This is a genomic window from Mesorhizobium sp. C372A (assembly GCF_030323245.1).
Taxonomy (GTDB): Bacteria; Pseudomonadota; Alphaproteobacteria; order Rhizobiales; family Rhizobiaceae; genus Mesorhizobium.
Window position 1 is genome coordinate 273,167 of the sequence record NZ_CP100475.1, and the last position, 17,572, is coordinate 290,738.

At 60.3% G+C, this 17,572-nt stretch carries 5 protein-coding genes and 4 pseudogenes; 6 read left to right on the forward strand and 3 right to left on the reverse strand.

Going from position 1 to position 17,572, the window contains the following annotated elements:
* Positions 1 to 129: 129 nt before the first annotated feature.
* Together NLY42_RS01230 and NLY42_RS01235 are read right to left on the reverse strand one after the other, a co-directional pair.
* Positions 130 to 8,994: a Ulp1 family isopeptidase gene (locus tag NLY42_RS01230; RefSeq protein WP_286489015.1), complete on the reverse strand. Its 8,865-nt coding sequence runs from the start codon at positions 8,992 to 8,994 to the stop codon at positions 130 to 132.
* 284 nt (positions 8,995 to 9,278) lie between these two features.
* Positions 9,279 to 9,413 (reverse strand): aldehyde dehydrogenase family protein, encoded by a 135-nt coding sequence (locus tag NLY42_RS01235; protein WP_023671820.1) that lies wholly within the window; start codon positions 9,411 to 9,413, stop codon positions 9,279 to 9,281.
* 912 nt (positions 9,414 to 10,325) lie between these two features.
* Between NLY42_RS01235 and NLY42_RS01240 the strand changes: the two are divergent.
* Both NLY42_RS01240 and NLY42_RS01245 read left to right on the forward strand, forming a co-directional pair.
* Positions 10,326 to 10,665, forward strand: a pseudogene (locus tag NLY42_RS01240) (DDE-type integrase/transposase/recombinase); the annotation flags it as partial.
* A gap of 840 nt (positions 10,666 to 11,505) precedes the next feature.
* Positions 11,506 to 11,883: pseudogene (locus tag NLY42_RS01245) on the forward strand (type IV secretory system conjugative DNA transfer family protein); the annotation flags it as partial.
* 42 nt (positions 11,884 to 11,925) lie between these two features.
* Here NLY42_RS01245 and NLY42_RS01250 read toward each other — a convergent pair.
* Positions 11,926 to 12,129 (reverse strand): hypothetical protein, encoded by a 204-nt coding sequence (locus tag NLY42_RS01250; protein WP_023756235.1) that lies wholly within the window; start codon positions 12,127 to 12,129, stop codon positions 11,926 to 11,928.
* Between the two features lie 395 nt (positions 12,130 to 12,524).
* Here NLY42_RS01250 and NLY42_RS01255 point away from each other — a divergent pair, with 395 nt between their 5' ends.
* The 4 genes and pseudogenes from NLY42_RS01255 to NLY42_RS01270 all read left to right on the forward strand — a co-directional run.
* A complete protein-coding gene (locus tag NLY42_RS01255; RefSeq protein WP_031244973.1) occupies positions 12,525 to 15,050 on the forward strand; it encodes a two-component system VirA-like sensor kinase in 2,526 nt (841 codons plus the stop codon).
* A 933-nt stretch (positions 15,051 to 15,983) separates the two neighbouring features.
* A complete protein-coding gene (locus NLY42_RS01260; RefSeq protein ID WP_023679698.1) occupies positions 15,984 to 16,175 on the forward strand; it encodes a hypothetical protein in 192 nt (63 codons plus the stop codon).
* A gap of 192 nt (positions 16,176 to 16,367) precedes the next feature.
* Positions 16,368 to 16,801: pseudogene (locus NLY42_RS01265) on the forward strand (PfkB family carbohydrate kinase); the annotation flags it as partial.
* Positions 16,802 to 16,982: 181 nt separating this feature from the next.
* Positions 16,983 to 17,492 (forward strand): annotated as a pseudogene (locus NLY42_RS01270) (transposase); the annotation flags it as partial.
* Positions 17,493 to 17,572: the final 80 nt, after the last annotated feature.

Here is a 17,572-nt window from a genome sequence, read left to right on the forward strand (position 1 = left end):
GTGACGAGGCTGATCAAGCCTTCCAACAGTACCAGCCTGATCAATTACAGCGAGAGCTACCGGTCCGGAGATCGCATCAGCGCCTCTGTCGTCAAGAGAGCTGTTCTGCTTGACCACAGCCATGGGAGCTCAACGCCCCGCGTCGGAGCGCTCCCTGCTTCTGAAGGAAGCCATTAGGTCCGCTCGGGCTTGATCGGAGGCTTGGCTGATGGACGTCGTGGTTGCTTCGCTCAGTTGCCGCCCCATGGCGCGGCTTTGCGGATTATCAGTCCTCTGCCTCTTCGCCGGTCTCAACAGCGCTGTGTAATGTTCATTGTTTATGATGACGCCCCCGCTGTTCACGAGGTTGCTCCTGTCAAGTGTACTCGTCAGTCCGTCCTGGGCCTCACGCTTCTTGCCCAAGTGCCGTTCAAACGGCGCTGGCGCGACTTGTTGAGCTCGAGAGATGGGTCCCTGCTCTCCTGCGTGGCCATGAGCTTGTGCCGCGGTCTGCGCAGCGGCGTCCCCAATGGCACGAGCCTCCATGCCGACTGCGTCTTCCGGACGAGCAGCAAGGGCAATTTCGCGCCCGAGTGCGAACTTCCGGACATGAGTTAGTGCACTGATGTCAGCGGTTTTCATATAGCGCTTGGCATCTTCATCCAGCGACCGCTCGTGAAGCCGATCCGCAATCCCCGGCTTTTTGTTTTCAACCAGGCATTGACTGAAACGTCTAAGGGCAGACCCATAGACCTCAACGGTACGGGGTTTCGGCCCGGTCGGCGCTGCCTCGTACGCTTTGATGAGAGCCGCTGTGTACTCTCTGATGAGCACGGCGTCGGCAGGGTGGGGATTCAGGGCAGGGCGGCCCACCACTGGCGCTCCGCCCGCCCACGTCTTGAGACGACCCAGTGACCCAGCCACGGCCGAGGGGCCGCCACCCCAGATCTCGTACTCCTTGCGATCCCGATCCAGCGACGAATCGTGAAGCCGATCCGCAATCCCCGGCTTGTTATTTTCAACGAGCCAATGACCAAAGCCGAAAAGAATATCTACATGGCGCTTGACCGTGATCTCCCCGACCTTACCGGCATAGAGTGCTGACCTCAGCCCTTCGACAAGGGTCGCATCGTTGGAATAAAGAGGACCCTTGTCGGGACCGGAGACCACTTTTGGGCGATCTGGCTGCACCGCCGCCGGCACAGAACGAGCATGGTCACGCAACTCGGACGGTGCGGGGGGATTCAGATCAACCACTGACGAATCCGGCGCATGATGACGGCGCGCCGTTGAGTGACCCGGCTGCAGCACCGAGGCACCCAGCATCGACCCACTGCCTCCGGCGTACGGCGCCGCGGCGTGTTCTTGTCCGCTCCCTTGCATCATGGGCTGCGCCTCCCATGGCAATGCACCCACTTGATGGGTGGGGGCCTGCATCAGCACGCGAGCGCCTGAATTGCCGATCGCGCTCAGCTGCGGCTCAGTGGCAACGTCCTGCAGACGACTGTTCAGGGGCCTTTGCCTCTTCGCTGGTCTCAACTCCGCTGTATCATGCTCACGGTTGATGAGGACCTCCTCGCTTGGTAGCTGGTTGCTCCTGTCCTGTGCAGCGATCCGCTCGTCCGGCGCGCGCTGGTCGCCGTCGCGCCAGCTCAGGGGAGGAAAGGACCCTGCGGGATCCGAGGCTTGGTGATGGGGCCCAGTTGGCACGAAAGACGATGCCAGAACAGCGTCGTCTTCATTAGCTTTCCCAGGGGGGAGATACTCTGGCCAACTGTATTCCTCCTGCGGCCCGCTGCGCTGCGCAGCGGCGTCCCCCTTGCTCTCAAGACTTTGAAATTTAAATGGGTCCCCGGGAGCAACGTCTGGCGCTGACTGGCCGAGCCGCTTGATCTGCTGGTGAAACGTCCCAACGGGGCTTTCCTTAACCGCGTCTCGGGCCTGTCGGTCCATGAGTTCAAAGTTCGTAAGATTATTTGCCGTTCCGAATGTATTGTCACCCCTGAGGCGGGTTTGTAGTGCCTGCCGATTGACGACGAGGTTGTTGAGGTTCAGGTTATCTGGCTGCGATTGCAATCGCCCAACCAGCGCCCGCGTGCCGTCCACCACGTAGACTCCGCAATCCACCACGTTGCTCTGCTGGGCGATGCGGGATACGCCCACGCGGGTCTCCAGGCTGGCGCCCAGATTTTCTGCGAGCTCTTTTGCAAGCGTGTCATTGCATCCGTTGTAGGAGTCATAATGATAGGCAACCGGCCGTTCCCGGTCGCTGCGATCAACGAACAGCAGCGACCAATGGGTGCCGCGCTCCGCAAGAGTCTTACCGCCATCGCTCACTGGCACGAACAGGAAGTCGGCTGTGTCGTTACCGTTCTGATGGACGATGCGCTGGAATGCGCTTAGCATGACGCTCTCGGAGCCCAAGCGCAGATGATAATTGGCTACGAGGGGATCCACGAACCGCGTCCGGGCGGCGAGATCTGGATTGTTCCCCTGCAACTCCTGCTCCAGGAGTTGGTAATCCCTCTGGATATGTTCGTCGCCTAGCCATTCCAATGCGCCGAGCACCCGCCCGTCTTTAGCTTCCCCAGGGGGCCTCTCTGGCCGACCCAATGCCTCCTGCGTCCCGCTGCGCTGCGCAGCGGCGTCCCCAATGGCACGAGCCTCCATGCCGACTGCGTCTTCCGGACGAGCAGCAAGGGCAATTTCGCGCCCGGGTGCGAACTTCCGGAGATGAGCTAGTGCACTGATCCTCCGGTTACCACCGGAGTTCACATAGCGCTTGGCATCTTCATCCAGCGACCCCTCGTGAAGCCGATCCGCAATCCCCGGCTTTTTGTTTTCATGCAGGTATTCACTGAAACGTATAAGAGTAGATCCATAGACCTGAATGGTACCGCGATTCGGCCCGGTCGCAGGCGCTTCTTTGTACTCTTTGATGAGAGCCGCTGTGTAATCTCTGATGAGCGCGGCGTCGGCAGGGTAGGGATTCCGGACAGGGCGGTCGACCACTGGCGCTCCGCCCGCCAACGTCTTGAGACGACCCAGTGCTCTAGCCACGATCGAGGGGCCACCCCTGCTCTCGTACTCCGAGGGGCCACCCCTGCTCTCGTACTCCTTGCGATCCTGATCCAGCGACGATTCGTCAAGCCGAGCAGCAAATCCCGGCCTGTTATTGTCAAAGAGCCAACGACCAAAGCCGAGAAGAGAATTTACATGGCGCTTGACCGTGCTCTCCTTGACCTTACCCGCGTAAGCTGACCTCAGCCCTTCGACAACGGTCGCATCGTTGGAATAGAGGGGACCCTTGTCGCGACCGGAGACCCCTATTGGAGGATCTGGCTGCACCGCCGCCGGCACAGAACGAGCATGGTCACGCAACTCGGACGGTGCGGGGGGATTCAGATCAACCACTGACGAATCCGGCGCATGATGATGGCGCGCCGTTGAGTGACCCGGCTGCAGCACCGAGGCACCCAGCATCGACCCACTGCCTCCGGCATACGGCGCCGCGGCGTGTTCTTGTCCGCTCCCTTGCATCATGGGCTGCGCTTCCCATGGCAATGCACCCACTTGATGGGTGGGGGCCTGCATCAGCACGCGAGCGCCTGAATTGCCGATCTCGCTCAGCTGCGGCTCAGTGGCAACGTCCTGCAGACGACTGTTCAGGGGCCTTTGCCTCTTCGCTGGTCTCAACTCCGCTGTATCATGCTCACGGTTGATGAGGACCTCCTCGCTTGATAGCTGGTTGCTCCTGTCCTGTGCAGCGACCCGCTCGTCCGGCGCGCGCTGGTCGCCGTCGCGCCAGATCAGGGGACGAAAGGACCCTGCGGGATCCGAGGCTTGGTGATGGGGCCCAGTTGGCACGAAAGACAATGGCAGAACAGCGTCGTCTTCATTAGCTTTCCCAGGGAGCTCGCGCCCGAGTTCGGACTTCCGGAGATGAGCTAGTGCACTGATCCCACCGGAGTTGTTATAGCGCTTGGCATCTTCATCCAGCGACCCCTCGTGAAGCCGAGCCGCAATCCCCGGCTTTTTGTTTTCAACCAGGTATTCACTGAAACGTCTAGGAGCAGATCCATAGGTCTGAATGGTAGCGGGATTCGGCCCGGTCGGCGCTGCCTTGTACTCTTTGATGGGAGCCGCTGTGTAATCTCTGATGAGCGCGGCGTCGGCAGGGTCGGGATTATTCAGGACAGCGGCGCGGTCCAGCACTGGCGCTCCGCCCGCCCACGTCTTGAGATGACCCACTGCTCTAGCCACGTCCGAGGAGCCACTCTTGCTCTCGTACTCCTTGAGATCCGGATCCAGCGACTCCTCGTGAAGCCGAGCAGCAAATCCCGGCCTGTTATTATCAAAGAGCCAACGACCAAAGCCGAGAAGAGAATTTACATGGCGCTTGACCGTGCTCTCCAATGCTGACCTCAGCCCTTCGACAATGGTCGCATCGTTGGAATAGAGAGGACCCTTGTCGCGACCGGAGACCCCTATTGGAGGATCTGGCTGCACCGCCGGCGGCACAGAACGAGCATGGTCACGCAACTCGGACGGTGCGGGGGGATTCAGATCAACCACTGACGAATCCGGCGCATCATGATGGCGCGCCGTTGAGTGACCCGGCTGCAGCACCGAGGCACCTAGCCTCGACCCACTGTCTCCGGCGTAGGGCGCCGCGGCGTGTTCTTGTCCGCTCCCTTGCACCATGAGTTGCGCCTCCCATGGCGATGTATCCACTTGAGGGCCGGGATCATGCACTGGTTCGTCCATTTGCTTTTGCAACCGAGCCCACCTTTCGGCCACCGCGGCCTCGCCAACCGCGGAGGGCGTCTCCTCAGCCCTGGCGAACGCTGGCCCGGCAGGCGCCGCCGGCACAGAACGAGCATGGTCACGCAACTCGAACGGTGCGGGGGGATTCAGATCAACCACTGACGAATCGCGCGCCGTTGAGTGACCCGGCTGCAGCACCGAGGCACCCAGCATCGACCCACTGCCTCCGGCGTAGGGCGCCGCGGCGTGTTCTTGTCCGCTCCCTTGCGTCATGAGTTGCGCCTCCCATGGCGATCGTAGAAGGTCCGCGTGCGGAATCGAGTCGAAATATCCCGACAAATCAGCGTCGACCTTCTGCTTTTGCAACCGAGCCCACCTTTCGGCCACCGCGGCCTCGCCAACCGCGGAGGGCGTCTCCCCAGCCCTGGCGAACGCTGGCCCGGCAGGCGCCGCCGGCACAGAACGAGCAGGGTCACGCAACTCGGACGGTGAGGGGGGATTCAGATCAACCACTGACGAATCCGGCGCATGATGATGGCGCGCCGTTGAGTGATCCGGCTGCAGCACCGAGGCACCCAGCATCGACCCACTGCCTCCGGCGTAGGGCGCCGCGGCGTGTTCTTGTCCGCTCCCTTGCACCATGAGTTGCGCCTCCCATGGCGATGTATCCACTTGAGGGCCGGGATCATGCACTGGTTCGTCCATTTGCTTTTGCAACCGAGCCCACCTTTCGGCCACCGCGGCCTCGCCAACCGCGGAGGGCGTCTCCTCAGCCCTGGCGAACGCTGGCCCGGCAGGCGCCGCCGGCACAGAACGAGCAGGGTCACGCAACTCGAACGGTGCGAGGGGATTCAGATCAACCACTGACGAATCCGGCGCATCATGATGGCGCGCCCTTGAGTGACCCGGCTGCAGCACCGAGGCACCCAGCATCGACCCACTGCCTCCGGTATGCGGTGCCAGGTGCTCGTCCCCCAGCATCATGGGCTGCGCCTCCCATGGCAATGCACCCACTTGATGGGTGGGGGCCTGCATCAGCACGCGAGCGCCTGAATTGCCGATCTCGCTCAGCTGCTTAGCTTTCCCAGGGAGCTTCTCTGGCCGACCCAATGCCTTCTGCGGCCCGCTGTGCTGCGCAGCGGCGTCCCCAATGGCACGAGCCTCCATGCCGACTGCGTCTTCCGGACGAGCAGCAAGGGCAATTTCGCGCCCGAGTGCGGCGTACGGCGGGAACTTCCGGAGATGAGCTAGTGCACTGATCCACCGGTTACCACTGGAGTCCAAATAACGCCTGGCATCTTCATCCAGCGACCCCTCGTAAAGCCGAGCCGCAATCCCCGGCCTGTTGTTTTCATGCAGGTATTGACTGAAACGTCTAAGAGTAGCCGCATAGTCCTGAGTGGTTTTGGGATTCGGCCCGGTCGCAGGCTCTGCCTCGTACTTTTTGATGAGAGCCGCTTTGTAATCTCTGATGAGCTCGGCGTCGACAGGGTCGGGATTCAGGGCAGCGCGGCCCACCATTGGCGCTCCGCCCGCCGACTCTTTGAGACGACCCAGTGCTCTAGCCACGTTCGAGGAGCCACTCTCGCGCTGGTACTCCTTGAGATCCTGATCCAGCAACGGATCGTCAAGCCGAGCAGCAAATCCCGGCTTGTTATTATCAAAGAGCCAACGACCAAAGCCGAGAAGAGAGTTTACATGGTCCGTGACCGTGCGCTCCCCGACCTTACCGGCATAGAGTGCTGACCGCAGCCCTTCGACAACGGTCGCATCGTTGGAATAAAGAGGACGCTTGTCGCGACCGGAGACCACTACTGGAGGATCTGGCTGCACCGCCGCCGGCATAGAACGAGCATGGTCACGCAACTCGAACGGTGCGGGGGGATTCAGATCAACCACTGACGAATCCGGAGCATGATGATGGCGTGTTTCCCCGGGAACAACGTCCCGTACGAACACCGAGTCTGGGTTGCCTTGGTCCGGCGCGACTGGAGCCAGGGCTCTGTCGTGTAACGCTCGCGCTGACTGGCCGAGCCGCTTGATCCGCTGGTGAAACGTCCCAACGGGGCTTTCCTTAACCGCGTCTCGCGCCTGTCGGTCCATGAGTTCAAAGTTCGTGAGATAATTTGCCGTTCCAGATGTATCGTCACCCATGAGTCGGGTTTGTAGTGCCTGCCGATTGACGACGAGGTTGTTGAGGTTCAGGTCTGGCAGGTCTGGCAGGTCTGGCTGCCATCTTTGCAATCGCCCAACCAGCGCCCGCGTGCCGTCCACCACGTAGACTCCGCAATCCCACTCGTTGCTCTGCTGGGCGATGCGGGGTAAGTCCACGCGGGTCTCCAGGCTGGCGCCCAGCCTTTCTGCGAGGTGTTTTGCAAGCTTGTCATGCCATCCGCTGACGGAGTCATAATGATAGGCAACCGGCCGTTCCCGGTCGCTGCGATCAACGAACAGCAGCGACCAATGTTTGCCGCGCTCCGCAAGAGTCTTACCGCCATCGCTCACTGGCACGAACAGGAAGTCGGCTGTGTCGTTACCGTTCTGATTATGGACGATGCGCTGGAATGCGCTTAGCTTGTCGCTCTCGGAGCCCAAGCGCAGATGATAATTGGCTACGAGGGGATCCACGAACCGCGTCCGGGCGGCGAGTTCTGGATTGTTCCCCTGCAACTCCTGCTCCAGGAGCTGGTAATCCCTGTGGATATGTTCGTCGCCTAGCAATTGCAATGCGCCGAGCACCCGCCCGCTGGGGTCGCCGAAAACACCAAAAAACCCTTCGACCGCGGGGGACATCCCCTCAGGAAAGAGCTCTGGCGAGGCGGAATTCCCCGCCCGCAAGCTGGGCGGAGCGAATTCCGGTGGCCTCAGTGGCACCTCCTCGCTTGGTAGCAGGTTGCTCCTGTCCTGTGCAGCGATCCGCTCGTCCGGCGCGCGCTGGTCGCCGTCGCGCCAGATCAGGGGACGAAAGGACTCTGCGGGATCCGAGGCTTGGTGATGGTGCCCAGTTGGTACGAAAGACGATGGCAGAACAGCGGCGTCTTCATTAGCTTCCCCAGGGAGCTTCTCTGGCCGACCCAATGCCTTCTGCGGCCCGCGGTGCTGCGCAGCGGCGTCCCCAATGGCACGAGCCTCCATGCCGACTGCGTCTTCCGGACGAGCAGCAAGGGCAATTTCGCGCCCGAGTGCGGCGGACGGCAGGAACTTCCGGAGTTGAGCTAGTGCAATGATCCTCCGGTCACCACTGGAGTCCTTATAGCGCTTGGCATCTTCATCCAGCGACTCCTCGTGAAGCCGATCCGCAATCCCCGGCTTGTTGTTTTCAACCAGGTATTCACTGAAACGTCTAAGAGTAGCTCCATAGTCGTGAATGGTTTGGCGATTCGGCCCGGTCGCAGGCGCTCCCTTGTACTCTTTGATGAGAGCCGCTTTGTACTCTTTGATGAGCACGGCGTCGGCAGGGTCGGGATTCAGGACAGCGCGGCCCACCATTGGCACTCCGCCCGCCGACTCTCTGAGACGACGCATTGCCACAGCCACAGTCGAGGAGCCACCACTGCTCTCGTACTCCTTGAGATCTTCATCCAGCGACTCCTCGTGAAGCCGAGCAGCAAATCCCGGCTTGTTATTTTTAAAGAGCCAACGACCAAAGCCGTAAAGAGAATTTACATGGCGCTTGACCGTTTCCTCCTTGGCCTTACCCGCGTAGAGTGACCTCAGCCCTTCGACAACGGTCGCATCGTTGGAATAAAGAGGACGCTTGCAGCCGCGACCGTCGGAGACCACTACTGGAGGATCTGGCTGCACCGCCGCCGGCACGGGGGAACGAGCATGGTCACGCAACTCGAACGGTGCGGAAGGATTCAGATCACCCACTGACGAATCCGGCGCATGATGATGGCGCGCCGTTGAGTGACCCGGCTGCAGCACCGAGGCACCTAGCATCGACCCACTGCCTCCGGCGTACGGCGCCGCGGCGTGTTCTTGTCCGCTCCCTTGCATCATGGGCTGCGCTTCCCATGGGGCCGCGCCTTCGATGAGGCTCAGGTCTCCCTGAGACGGATGAGGATGGAACGGGTCTGGCAGAGCCGGAACGCCGGGGGCGGGAATTTGGGCAGCGGCTTGGCGCGCCTCGCCCGAGCGCTGCTCAAAGCCCTCTTGCCCGGCCTGTGCCGCTTGCTCTTGAGATGCCGGGGGCTGCACCTGCCGCCAACCTGTTACATTGGATAGGTCAAATTTGTGCCGGTTCACGCTAGCCTCACGTCCACAGATCAGCTGAGCAACCTACTCGGGCATACTTACGAGAAGCTGACGAGGTCCGCGGTCCCGGAGCGGGTAGGCCTAATTTTCTGCGCGCCGATTGCGCTGGCGCGACGTAGCCCAGCCTTTTGCCAGCTCGGCAGCTACGGCTCGCAAAGAGCGTCGTAAGGCTTGCGGAGCCGCCCCTCAGCTCCCGTCGAGGAGCAATCCACAATTCACATATTTGGAGATGGCTCGCTGGTTTACCGGTCTGCGAGCCCCTGCAAGCCCATGCTTCAGATGCCGCCCGTGCAGAGGTATTTCATTTCGAGGTAGTCCTCGAGGCAATGGCGGGAACCCTCCCGCCCGATGCCGGACTGCTTCACTCGGCCGAAAGGCGCGGCTTCCGACGACATGCGTCCCGTGTTCATACCACTATGCCATATTCCAAGGCCTCGGCCACACGCAAAACAAGCTTCCGTTTGAGGCACAAATGTGGGGGAAGGCCTTAGATCGTGTCGTTGGCCTCATGCACGACCTATCCGCATCGAAGCAATCACAGGCGCCAGCCGCCCGAATGTCTCTTTCTTGCGCGATGGTCATCTCGCTGGAGACAGGACCGATAGTTCGACGTGCCATTCGCGCGATGCGTTTGCCCCCGCATCGAATTCTGCGGCCTTTCGCGACGGTATTGGCGATATGGGATTCGATTTTGGCCAGAGCCTGCCTGTCGATCAGCGCACCGATCGCCACTCCGGAGCAAAGCCCTCGCCAACGATAAGTGGCGGACTTTCTCCACGAACTCTCGACAAACACCTTCGTGAACGCCTGACTGGACGGGGGTAGCCATGCCGAACAGGTCGCATAACCACGCCATCGTTCGGCGACTGCAGCCGCGAAGCGTCTCGAACACATCGGCTCGATGCGGTTGCGTCCAGAATGCATCAGCGAGCGGCGGGAGTCTTCGCTATATTCGCCCCCGACATCCCGAGGTCCACCAGCTTGCCTGCCAAAAGGGGTGTTGCATGAAAAGACCCGCTTTCGTCGCCGTCAGCCGCGTGCCCAGGAGGACGACAGCCTCCATAGCAAGAATGCGAGATGATCATCGTATTCAGCGGCAGCGTGCCGGCCAAATTGGGTTTTCGGCAAGCCAAATAGGGCGATGCAGAAGGATGGTGAGGATTTCGCGTCCGCCACTGCGATGCATAGAGCCACCCTTCGGAACCGACCAGCGCAACAAAGCTCGTTATGCGGCGCGTAGGTTCGTAGACGCTTATCCAGTATCGAGATAACAACGCCGCTGCGCAGGAACGAACTCTGAGAGCGCACCCTGCGAGAGGTTGCGCTTGCTGACGCGGCTGTGGAAGAAGCAGGGGCTCGCGCCGAAGCGCATGATCACCGACTAGCTTCGCTCGTATGGAGCGGCAAAGCGACAGATGATGCCGGACGTCGAGCACCGGTCGCACAAGGGGTTGAACAACAGAGCGGAGAATTCCCAGCGCCGCGAAAACGGGAGCGGATGATGCAGGGGTCCGATCGCCGGGAGGCCTGCAACGCTTCGTCTCGACCTTGTCAGCCGTCCGCAACCTCTTCGTCCCCCGCCCCAAACGTTCTGCACTCGCCATACATGTTCATCGCTTGCAAGCCATCGCCGAATGGAAGGCCGTGACTGGAACGCCCGCACGATTCAGCAGCAGCAGCCCTCGGCCGGCCAATTTCAGACAACGTGACAAGCCCGACCAACAAGCCTGTGTCGTCAAATCGCCAAACCGACGCAAATTGTCGGACAGGGGAGGCCGCTGAGCCTCATCCGCTTCGATGAGAGCGGCGTCGGCGGGTTCTGTCGCAAACTTTTCGGAAAGCTCATTTGCCGCAAAAAATCGCTTGCGGCATCGCGACGAGCACTGAAGTCGATCAGCATCCGCAAGAGCCAGTATGTCAGCAACCGGGCTCGAACACATCTCAACCGGTGAAAAGGTTCTCGAAGTCCGCGAGGCCCCCGCGGCGGTCATCATCATGTACGCGCTGCGGCACCTCGAAACCGCTTCCCTTGGCGTCGGATCAATCGTGTTGAATCAAGGGCTTGAGCAAGCCTGGTCCCAGGAGGCGGTTTCAGGTGCATGGGGCAGTACTATTCACAAGAGGGTGCGAACGGGGCATAGCGTGCGCGCTCGAAGGCGTCAGCGGGAGCGTCAGCTACATAGTCGATAAGACGCGCTTTTTACCTCGGTCTCGGCTCGCAACGATGGATTGCTAACGGCGAACTCATGCTGGTCGGCAAGGCGATACTGGCTGGAGCATCAACTCGGCCGACGAGAGTGGCCACACCATCCTAGACAGGATCGGCCGATATTCCCGCATCGCCGCTCTGCAAAAAGCACAGCGGGCATCCAGACGTTGCCGGGTTGACTATGGGTGTCCGAACCGCGAAAAGAGGCCGCTCTTTATGAGTGGCGTGCGCTGGCAGTCTAACCCCAAGCCCCCCGCCCGGGCTGCCGGCGCGCTTCTAGGAACATCGAGGTAGATGACGAGACTCCGAACTACATTTCCAAAGCTATCGGTGGATTCACATTTCAAGCCAAATCGATTTCCTACAGCCAGGCGCGAACGTTCGATTGGAACGTTCAGAATTCACATCAAGGTGCACCGCTATTGCGTCCCGAACAGGTTCGGCTGCTCGATGACGACTACGAGATTGTTCTTATCAAAGGTCTGCCACCATTAAAATTGAGGAAGGTGCGATATTTTTCGGATCGCATTCTGAAACGCATCTTTGAAAGCCAGACAGGCGCCCTCCCGGAGCCGGCGCCCTTGACGGGAGCAGAGGAGGCGCTCTCCGCAGAATCTCAACTCGATGAGCCGCTGTGTGACTTGGCGCAGGACTTTGACGATACAGTTTGATGTGAGGCTAGTATGAACCGGCGAAATAGTAATCCATCCCGTTTAACAGCTTTGTCGCAGGTGCAGGACGCCGGCTTGGAAGACGGGCAAGCGGTCCAGGCCCGGCGAGTGGGCTTTGAGCAGCACGTGTCCGAGGCGCTCCGGCCACTGTTCGATGGTCGAGCTGACGAGCCGCCTACCGGTCCAGAGGAGATTCTGCGACTGGAAAAAGGGTTTCGCGAGGTGCTTCAGCGAGGGCAGGATCATCAAGCCGCCTCGTCTTTTTTCAGCGATCCAAGGATGCCCGCTGGACGGGATGACCCCAAGGGAAGCGTGTCGGACGCTTTCGCAGCAGCCGGCTCTAGGCACGCCGGAGTTGAGGCCGCCGCCCCGCCAGTGTTAGCTGCCAGCCAACAGCAGATCCGGCCCTCGCCAGTTGCGTTTGACCGGCCGGTATCATCCTCGGCTGCTGCAGGCGTGCGCTTGTATGCCCCTTCGATGATCTCTCGGAAGACCAGTTCCGAAAACTGCGATCAGTTGCCCGCCTTGTGCTGCCGCCTCGCCGTCGAGGTCGAAACGCCCGCGAATCAATGGAAGGTCAGCGGGCCATGGGGGCAGAGTGCAACGGCGTCTACACCGCCTATTTGAGGGGAGAGGTACACTTGGCTTTCCTGTTCCAGCAGCATCCGGCCGCACACCGACGCGATGGGGAGCTAGAATTCAAATCGGACCTTCGCAAGGCACGCACCGCGGATCAAACGCCGTTCGTTTGGGAAAAATGGCTCAGTACCGACAAAGCTTCTGTAATGGCCCTAGTGGCCTCGGTCGCGCTCTTGGTCGCGATACAGTGGCAAGACCCCCAGATCAACGAGGCGGTCCTAAGCGAACTGCGGACGATTCAGATCAACTACGCATTGCTCCAGCGAGACGTCGCCCGCGCCGACATGGCATTGGACTTCCGTTCCGTTGCTTCTACCGGGCAAGCATTAAAAAGGAACCTTCAACGCCTTGTTGAGATTTCGCCCAATGAGAGCTCCGGGGTGCACTCCAGGTTGGTTGCACAGCTCAAAAATTCCCTCGAAAACACAGAAGCTGCCATCTCGGCCTCGGCCGCGCAAAATGAGCTTCTGCAAAGCTCTCTCGTACGCTTTGCTCGCTCGGCTAATCGCCTTCGGGGGGGATTGTCGAACAGGCCTGAATTTTCCAATCTGATCCTTCAATTTTCGGCCAGACCGGGATTCAGCCTCGCATTACAAATCGATCAGTCTCTCCGCCGACTTCCTCCTAGCCAGGACCAAGTCACGGAGGATGTTGCCCGCGAGGGCCGCGCTATCCTGTCCTCAATGTTGAGGTTGGACCGCGCTGTCAATCGGATCCCATCCTTCGACACGTTCGCCAAGGCTGCCGAATTGGAGCGAGAACATCTGAAAGCCTACAGCTTCGCCAGCGCGCAAGCGCAGCGTACACGACTTTTCTTTGGCTTGGTGTCCATATGCCTCTGCTTGTTTGCGACCATTCGAGCCTCCACGCTGCATGTGCGGACGAACCGGTTGGAAAGGCGGTTAGAGCTTGAAGCGGCGATGAGTGAGATCGAAGCTTGTTTCATCGACAGTCAAGCAACGAAGGCTTCGCGGCGCTTCTCCACCGAAGCAGCGCTTAGACTCATTCAATGCGTTTTCGATGCAGATCAATGCGCGCTTGCTCTGGTGGATCCGAGTATCAGCAGGAATACCGAGTACTTTGTCGCGAACAAGCGCATGCGCGTCTGGAACGCCACGCTAATCCATGAAGTCGTCTCACTTGTACACCCGGAACAGCCAGTGTTTCGCGTCGTTCCGGCGTCGGAAGTGGTTCGGACTGCCGTAGGCACTACCGGTGTTTGTCAAATTGTTGGTTGCAGGGCCTCCGATCAGCAGGCTGCGGTTTGTATCCTTGTTTTTGAAGGAGATCGCTCACCACCCTCCACAGACGACCTCCTGGTTCTGGCGAGCGCTACTGTGCGTTTAGGCAACCATCTTGAAATGCAACGTGTACACACGGAACGTAACCTTTTTGAGAGTCGATGGGAGCATGCGGAAAGGCTGACGGCGGTCGGCACAATCGCAAGCGGCGTTACACATGAATTCAATAATGTTCTAGGAGCAATAGTCGGCTACGCAGAGATGGCTAAAGGTCTTGTGCGCCGCCCCTCGAGAATTCGGGGCCACATCGGCCAAATTATCTTGGCCAGCAACCGAGCCAAGCTGATTATTGATCAAATTTTGTCACTAAGCCGAACTCGGAAGCGCGTGACGATGCCTTTCGACGTCTCGGAGAGTGTAATGGATCTCGCGCCATTGCTGCGGGTTACACTTCGTGCGGATGTTCAGTTGAACTTCAAGATCAACGAGTGGCAAACGGTGATCGAGGGCAGCCCGACCGAGATACAGCAAATCCTTATGAATCTATGCAAGAACGCGTCGGAGGCTCTCTTGAATGAGGGCCGTGTCGAGATTAGCGTTTCTCGCGCTCACGTCTGTCAAACGAAGCCCGTGGCTAAGGGCACCTTGAAACCGGGAGATTACGTTCTCCTCTCCATCAGCGACGATGGCCAAGGAATCGCAAGTTCGGTGCTTCCGCACATCTTTGAGCCCTTTTTTACCACGCGCTCTCGCGTCGGCGGGACCGGACTGGGTCTTGCTGCGGTGGACCGCCATGTGAGCGCGCTCGCAGGATGCCTTGACGTCACCTCGGCTGTTGGCCGAGGTACACGCTTCGATCTCTACTTACCGGCCTGCGCTGAGGAGCAGGTCAGAGCTGATAGCGCTTCCGGTCCATACGATGGATCACTTGGCAATGGAGAAATCATTGCAGTCGTGGAGTCCGATCCAGCAGCGTTGGAGATCTACAACGATAAGATCGCCGCGCTTGGTTATAAGCCTGTCGGCTTCGCGACCTTCGAAAGTCTTTGCGACTGGATCGAGAGCGGGAAGGCAGCCGACCTCCTAATTTTCGATCAAGCGACTTCCCTCGGGCCAGGACAGCCTGAAGCCGTACGTACCACCCTGATGACGGTGCCCATCATCGTCGTTGGTGGAAGCGACCCCATGCCGATCACATCTGGTAATCAGACCTTCGTCCTTTGGCTAGCCAAACCGGTCTCGTCCAGGACGATGGAGCATGCAATCCGTAGGATGATAATGGCATGATGCCGCCGACGCGCTCAGGCTACCGAGCTACCGAGGCAATCGGAGGCGGAGCCGGCTGGGATCCAGCAAATACAAGAGCGTCGGACGATCTCTGCGCACCCGGCTCATGGCGAGTTCCCCTCGAACACTGTCGTCGGCTTCCGCCCAAGGAAGGGCTCCCCGACCACAGCAAACCTGCCGCCGTGCTCGTGACCGTCAAGGACAAGTCGCCGCGCGATGGGGTCTGCGGGCCTCCATCCTTGACAAGTCACTGCGCGCTGGCGGCGACAGGCGACGGGTAATATAGGGTCGGGGCGAGGAGATGGTCGCCAATCGGTCATGCAAGATGGTTGACGAAAAGCAAAGCTTGACAATCATCGCCCCATTCACGCCAGACTTCTCCTGTGCGCTCATCACTCGGCTACGGCTCCTCGCCTGCCCCGACAAGGCTATCGCCGCCCGGCCGGGCAAGCGATGTCCCAGGTTCCGACGTGTTCCATTCATGCTTGATGGACCTAGGCCCCGGCAGGGCGGGAGCATGAGGCTGGGTTCTCGGTCGCGGATCTGTGAGGCAAGCACGGGGTAAGCGAAGGCTCGACCCACCATTGGGGAGGCCGGCTTCGGCACGGAGGTGCGGCCTCGGCGTTGAGAGGCATCGGATCGGGTGTAGCAGGACTTTCGAACTAACTGCCGACAACACACTGGATAGGCTGTTCTCGTCGTTCGGTCCAGTTCACCAACGCCTGTGTCGACATTTTACGGCGCTTCACTACTCAGCGCCGCGCCCGTGAGCGCCAGCGAGTGGTCGTCGGCGGGCTCGATGGCGCTATCAGGTCGGGGACTCGACCTCTATGATCATCACCGACTTAATTCAAATTTGTCTGTATATATTGACGATTGCACCACCTTCACCTCGTAAACGGCAATGCGGGCGGATGGAGAGGGTTCTATGATATGACAAGCGATTTTTCCGCCGCCCGAGGGCATTTAGATCGAGCGTATGACTACCTTTGTGGGGATGACCCGATGAGTCAAAGGGGCCGAGAAGCCTTGGATCTGCTGATTGAGGCGGTTGCCGTCGAAGAGTTCAAGCAGCCACGCCAAAGCGCGGAGGTGCTGAGGTTTCCGATCGGGCGCCGCTGCTGAGGTAATCTCCACGGCCGCCATGTAGCCTCAGGTGGCAGGGACTCGCCGCCCCGTGAGGGCCGGGAACGAACGCATTGGCAAAAGGAAAGCCCACTTGCCAGACCCGCGCCCGGCCGGCGTGGTAAGAAGGCCGGCGGGTTCCCAAGCGGAGACATTGACGCCGGACTATGACGTTCTTTGCATCGGCAGTGCAGCGCCGGCAACACCGCCGCCGGCGTAGGCAGCTTCGGCGGGCGCGCCGCCTTCTTCGGCAGGTGTCGAACGACGCGCTCGGCGAGATCTACGCCCACGACATCCACGCCCAGGGCGTCGCCTTCGACACCGAACCGCTAGTGGGACAACCACCGACGGCATGCTCGATGATCTTCGTAACGCCCGATGGCGAGCGCTTATCTCGGCGCCTGCTTCGAACTCGGCCCGACGATGTCGAACCGGACAAGGCTTCGGGCACCAAGGTCACTTATTTCGAGGGCTATCTGGGGGACCCGCCGCGCGCCAAGCAAGCGATCCGGCAGACCGCGCGGCTGGCGCATGCCGCTGGGCGCGAAGTGTCGATGACGCTGTCGTATTCGTTTTGCGTCGACCCCTACCGCGACGAGTTCGTCGAGCTGATCCGCTCCGGCACGGCAGCAGCAGGTCGTCTGGATCGCGGGGACTATCCGGGTGAGTACGTCGGGGTAGTGTGCTGAGAGTTCTGCAAATTCGCTGAGAGGGGGCGGTCATGGCAGGCTGGTGATTGTTCACGTCACCGATTGCCGCGAAGGAACGCCACCATGACAAGACTGAAGTTAAGACCGCCAGCGCTGCCGTCAAAGCAAGGGCATCGGGTTGGTCGTGTCCGACGATCACGCCGGCATGGTGGCAGCTGTCGGCGAGGTGATCCCCGAAGCCGCCTGGCAACGCTGCTACGTGCACTTCCTCAGGAACGCGCTCGATCATCTGCCGAGGAAGCACGGCGACGACTGCCTGCAGGAATTGCGCTGGCTCTACGACCGGCGCGATCTCGCAGAGGCCAGGGCTGATCTTGCCGCATGGCTTGCCAAATGGTCGGCACGCTATCCGCGCCTGACAGGCTGGGCCGAGGATGCCATCGAACAAACCCTGACCTTCTTCAGGCTGCCGAGACAGCACCCAAGCATCTCAAATCCACCAACATGCTGGAGCGGCTCTCAGCCGGCGCACCTATGTCGTGCGCATCTTCCCCAACACCGAAAGCTGCCTGCGCCTGGTCAGGGCGTTGGCCGTCGAGACCAACAAAACTGGATGGAGGCCTACCTGCGCGAGCACAAGAAGCTCACTCTGCGCCAAGCCGCATGACCAGCATATGGCCGCCCCATTTTGCAGGACTTGACGCACACAACCCGCTTTGCTCTCTCTACAAAGGCATCGGAGTTGCC

Coding starts and splice junctions, on each gene's coding strand:
- NLY42_RS01235 (WP_023671820.1), bottom strand. CDS start 9,413: ATGAACACGGGACGCATGTCGTCGGAAGCCGCGCCTTTCGGCCGAGTG.
- NLY42_RS01250 (WP_023756235.1), bottom strand. CDS start 12,129: ATGATCCTGCCCTCGCTGAAGCACCTCGCGAAACCCTTTTTCCAGTCG.
- NLY42_RS01260 (WP_023679698.1), top strand. CDS start 15,984: ATGACAAGCGATTTTTCCGCCGCCCGAGGGCATTTAGATCGAGCGTAT.